Here is a 4,098-nt window from a genome sequence, read left to right as displayed (position 1 = left end):
CCACTCCATGAAATGCCCCCGCCCCAGGAAAAGTTGGCCGGCCGATGGTCAAGCTCGGCGTGCCGGATCGCACCGCGCCACCTTCCGCTCAGTCGGCTTGTCGTCGATCTGATGCCGGGACGCAAAATTGGCAAGGATAGGCGCAATAGGTCAATGAAACAAGTCTTGTAAGCCGCTGCAGATCCATTTTTCGCTAGGCGTGCGCATCGCGGACCAGAAAGACGCACGAAAACCACGGAATAAGACAACAAACTATTGTATTCTTGCGTTGGCTCGCTTGCAGCGTGCCAACAACGAACACCCGAAGTCGGCTGGCCACTGATCTGTGTTGCCGGGATCCGGCCACGGGTTTGCTGAATGGCCAGGCGTCGTGGCTGCCGGGCCGCCCGTCGTGGCGTTACGCGATGTTGGTCTGAGTTCCACGCCGGAGACTGCGTAAGCTCGTTTCCACCAAACAGGAGATTCTGCGCATGGTTGACAAGAAACAAGACGCTTCACGGGCGCCCGGCCCGAGCCGGGGACCGATTCTCGTGCCGATCGACTTCTCGTCGTATTCCGAGGCAGCACTGCTGTTGGCCAGCGATCTTGCCGATGGTCTGGGGGCCAAGCTCGTCGTCCTGCACGTGGTGCATGATCCGCAGAACATGCCCGGCTACTACGCCAAGATGGCGAGCAAGAAGACGCTCACGCGAATGGCAGACATCGCCGGCGAAATGCTCGACGACTTCATGGTGGCGGTGCAAAAGCGGTATCCCGAGCGGCACGCCCTGCACCATGCCGAGAAGCTGCTGGTCAAGGGAATACCGGTGACGCGGATTCTGCAGGTGGTAGAGAAAGAGAACGCCAGCATGGTCGTCATGGGTAGCAAGGGTGCAACGGGATTGCGGCACCTGCTGCTGGGTTCCGTCGCCGAGCAGGTGCTTGGCTTGGCCAAGCTGCCGGTGACCATCGTCAAAGAACAAGCAAAACATTGAGTCGAAACGACCGGAGGAGGCTTCACCTATGCTCAACACCTATCTGAAAGAACTTCCCGCCAATACCGGCGCGCTGGTCGCGCTGGCCATCATGGGTTCTGTCCTGGGCGTCATCGCCTGGCCGGTGCTGGCGGCGACCGGGGGCGATGCCGAGATGAACTGGGGCGGCATGACGATGGAGTTGCTTGGCGGCCTGGCGCTATTCCTCTACGGCATGGTGCAGATGGAAGTGGCGCTGAAGGCCGTGGCCGGCGAGCGAATGAAGAGCATCCTCGCCAAGCTGACCGTCAACCGCTTCGCTGGCCTGGGAACCGGCGCTTTGGTCACGGCGGTGATCCAGTCGTCGTCGGTGACCACCGTTCTGCTGGTTGGCTTCATCTCGGCCGGGCTGATGTCCTTGCCGCAGTCGGTCGGCGTCATCATCGGGGCCAAGATTGGTACCACCATCACCGGTCAGATCGTCGCCTTCAAGATTACCAAGGCGGCTCTGGCGATGGTCGCCGGTGGCTTCGGCATGCTCTTCCTGTCCAAGAACGAGAAGATCAAGAGTTACGGTGGCATGCTGATGGGTCTCGGTCTGGTGTTCTTCGGCATGCACGTGATGGGCGAGGCAATGCATCCGCTGCGTAGCTACCAGCCCTTCCTGGACATGATGCAGACGATGACCAACCCGGTAGTAGCGGTGATCGTTTCCGCGCTTTTTACGGCGCTGATCCAGTCATCGTCGGCCACCACCGCGATCGTCATCGTCATGGCCTCGCAAGGTTTCATCAGCCTGGATGCGGGTATCCCGCTGGTCATGGGCGCCAACATTGGTACCTGCGTGACCGCGCTGCTGGCGGCGATCGGCAAACCACGCGAGGCGATTCGCTGTGCCGTGGTGCATACCGGGCTGGCGACTACCGGTGTTTTGATGTGGCTGCCGTTTATCTACATCATCAAGAGTGCGGTTCTCTGGATGTCGCCAGCCTACCCCGAGCTCAGTGGTATCGAGCTTCTCTCTGCCGAGACACCGCGTCAGATCGCCAACGCGCACACTTTCTTCAACGTCGCCAACGGCTGCATCTTCATCTGGTTCACCACTTTCATCGCACGGGCTGCGGAATGGCTGGTGCCTGACAAGCCGCTCGAAGAGGAAGCAATGATCGTTCGCACCAAGTTCCTGCAGGAGGAGCTGTTGACCACGCCGTCGCTGGCGCTGGACAGTGTGCGCATGGAAGTGATGCACATGGGCGAGACGGTCAACGCGATGCTCAAGGGGATCATGCCGGCAATCATCAAGGGCGACGCCAAGGCTCTGGAAGAGATTCGCCAGATGGACGACGCGGTCGATATCCTGCACGCCGGAATCCTCGACTACCTCGCCAAGATCAGCAAACAGCCACTGCTTGAAGAGCAGACCAAGGAGCTGATGCAGTTGATGGAGGCGGTCAGTAACCTGGAGAACATCGGTGACATCGTCGAGACCAATCTGGTGGTGCTCGGGCACGATCGCATCCGCGACAAGATCCAGGTTAGCGAGGCGACGCAGCAGGTGCTCAATGGCTTCCAGGCCGCGATCAGCAAAGCCGTTGCGGCAGCGGTGATGGCGGTTGCGCAGCGCAACGAGCGTTCGGCGCAGGTGGTCACTGGCATGAAGGACGAGATCAACCGGATTGCCGATTCTGCAGCGACGCACGAGGCGCGCCGGCTGGTGGCCGAGGAACCCAATCGCATCGCGGCCTACACCCTGGAAGTCGAGATCATCGAGAAGCAGAAGCGTATCTACTACTTCGCCAAACGTATGGCCAAGACTGTCCTGCCGGCGGTTCTGCAGCAGCGCTAGCAGCCAGGGTTTGCACTGTTCATACCGGCCCCTGCCCGCTTGGCGGCGGCGGGGGCCGGTTTTTGTTGCGCAACCGCGCCGCTTGCTTGACGATGCCAATGCCCGCGATGGTCCATGACACTGCGTCGCCGGTGTCGGCCGGGGTAAAATGGCGCGATGCTGGTTCTCGGAATCGAATCCTCATGTGACGAAACAGGGTTGGCGCTGTACAGCACTTTGGCTGGCGGCGTCCTGCTCGCGCACGCCCTGCACTCGCAGGTGCGCATGCACCAGGACTATGGCGGCGTGGTGCCCGAACTTGCCTCGCGCGATCATATCCGGCGCGTCGTACCGCTGCTGCGCAAGGTGCTCGCCGACAGTGGCCGCTCGCTGGCCGAGATCGATGCCGTTGCCTACACGCAGGGGCCGGGTCTGGCGGGTGCCTTGCTGGTCGGCGCCGCGTTCGCCGAAGCACTGGCCACTGCCCTCGATGTGCCCAGTGTGCCGGTCCACCACCTTGAAGGCCACCTGCTGTCGCCGCTGCTGTCGCCGACGCCGCCGCGCTTTCCCTTCGTCGCCTTGCTCGTTTCGGGTGGGCATAGTCAGCTGATGCGCGTGACGGGCGTCGGTGAGTACGGGTTGATGGGTGAAACGCTGGATGATGCCGCTGGTGAAGCTTTCGACAAGACCGCCAAGCTGCTCGGTCTGGGCTACCCTGGCGGTGCGGCGCTGGCCGAGCTGGCCGAACGCGGTCGTCCAGATCTGGTGAAGCTGCCACGGCCAATGCTTAAATCGGGCGATCTGAATTTCAGTTTCAGTGGTCTGAAAACGGCCGTGCTGACCAAGGTGCGCGAACTGGCGACGATCAGCGAGCAGCAGCGGGCGGACATCGCGCGGGGATTCCAGGACGCGATCGTCGAAGTCCTGGTCAGCAAGGCGCTGCGCGCGGTGGCGAGCAGCGGCCTCGAGCAGCTGGTCGTTGCTGGTGGCGTCGGCGCCAACCGGGAACTACGGCGACAGCTTGATCAGCGAGCCGAAGAAGCGGGAATTGCGGTTTTCTATCCCGAGTTCGAATTTTGTACCGACAACGGCGCGATGATCGCCCTGACCGGCGCCTTGCGTCTGCAGGCGGGCAATATTAGCAATCCGGCTGGTGGTGCTGGTGCTTTCGCCGTGCGGCCGCGCTGGCCCCTCAGCTGCGCCTAGCGGGCTTTTGCCGGCCTCGGGCTGTTCGCCTGCGCCTTGTTCTTCGATCCGATCTTGGACTCGGTGCCGGCCATCAGGCGTTGCAGGTTCTGCCAGTGCTTGCCGACCAGAGCC

At 61.9% G+C, this 4,098-nt stretch carries 3 protein-coding genes; all 3 read left to right on the top strand.

Features of this window, described 5'->3' with window-relative positions:
• Positions 1-470 precede the first annotated feature (470 nt).
• The gene (locus RUW20_RS20645) at positions 471-974 is read left to right on the top strand and encodes a universal stress protein (RefSeq protein WP_313954098.1); all 504 of its coding nucleotides are present in this window, start codon (positions 471-473) and stop codon (positions 972-974) included.
• Positions 975-1,002: 28 nt separating this feature from the next.
• A complete protein-coding gene (locus RUW20_RS20640; protein ID WP_313954097.1) occupies positions 1,003-2,799 on the top strand; it encodes a Na/Pi cotransporter family protein in 1,797 nt (598 codons plus the stop codon).
• Positions 2,800-2,955: 156 nt separating this feature from the next.
• On the top strand, positions 2,956-3,984 hold the full coding sequence (gene tsaD, locus RUW20_RS20635) for a tRNA (adenosine(37)-N6)-threonylcarbamoyltransferase complex transferase subunit TsaD (RefSeq protein ID WP_313954096.1): 1,029 nt from the start codon (positions 2,956-2,958) through the stop codon (positions 3,982-3,984).
• Positions 3,985-4,098 lie beyond the last annotated feature (114 nt).

Source organism: Accumulibacter sp. (assembly GCF_032229525.1).
GTDB lineage: Bacteria > Pseudomonadota > Gammaproteobacteria > Burkholderiales > Rhodocyclaceae > Accumulibacter.
This window is presented reverse-complemented; position numbering and strand designations above follow the sequence as displayed.

What these genes read in the sequence shown, in the direction of transcription:
- RUW20_RS20645 (WP_313954098.1), top strand. Translation starts at nt 471, where the DNA reads ATGGTTGACAAGAAACAAGACGCTTCACGGGCGCCCGGCCCGAGCCGG.
- RUW20_RS20640 (WP_313954097.1), top strand. Translation starts at nt 1,003, where the DNA reads ATGCTCAACACCTATCTGAAAGAACTTCCCGCCAATACCGGCGCGCTG.
- tsaD (WP_313954096.1), top strand. Translation starts at nt 2,956, where the DNA reads ATGCTGGTTCTCGGAATCGAATCCTCATGTGACGAAACAGGGTTGGCG.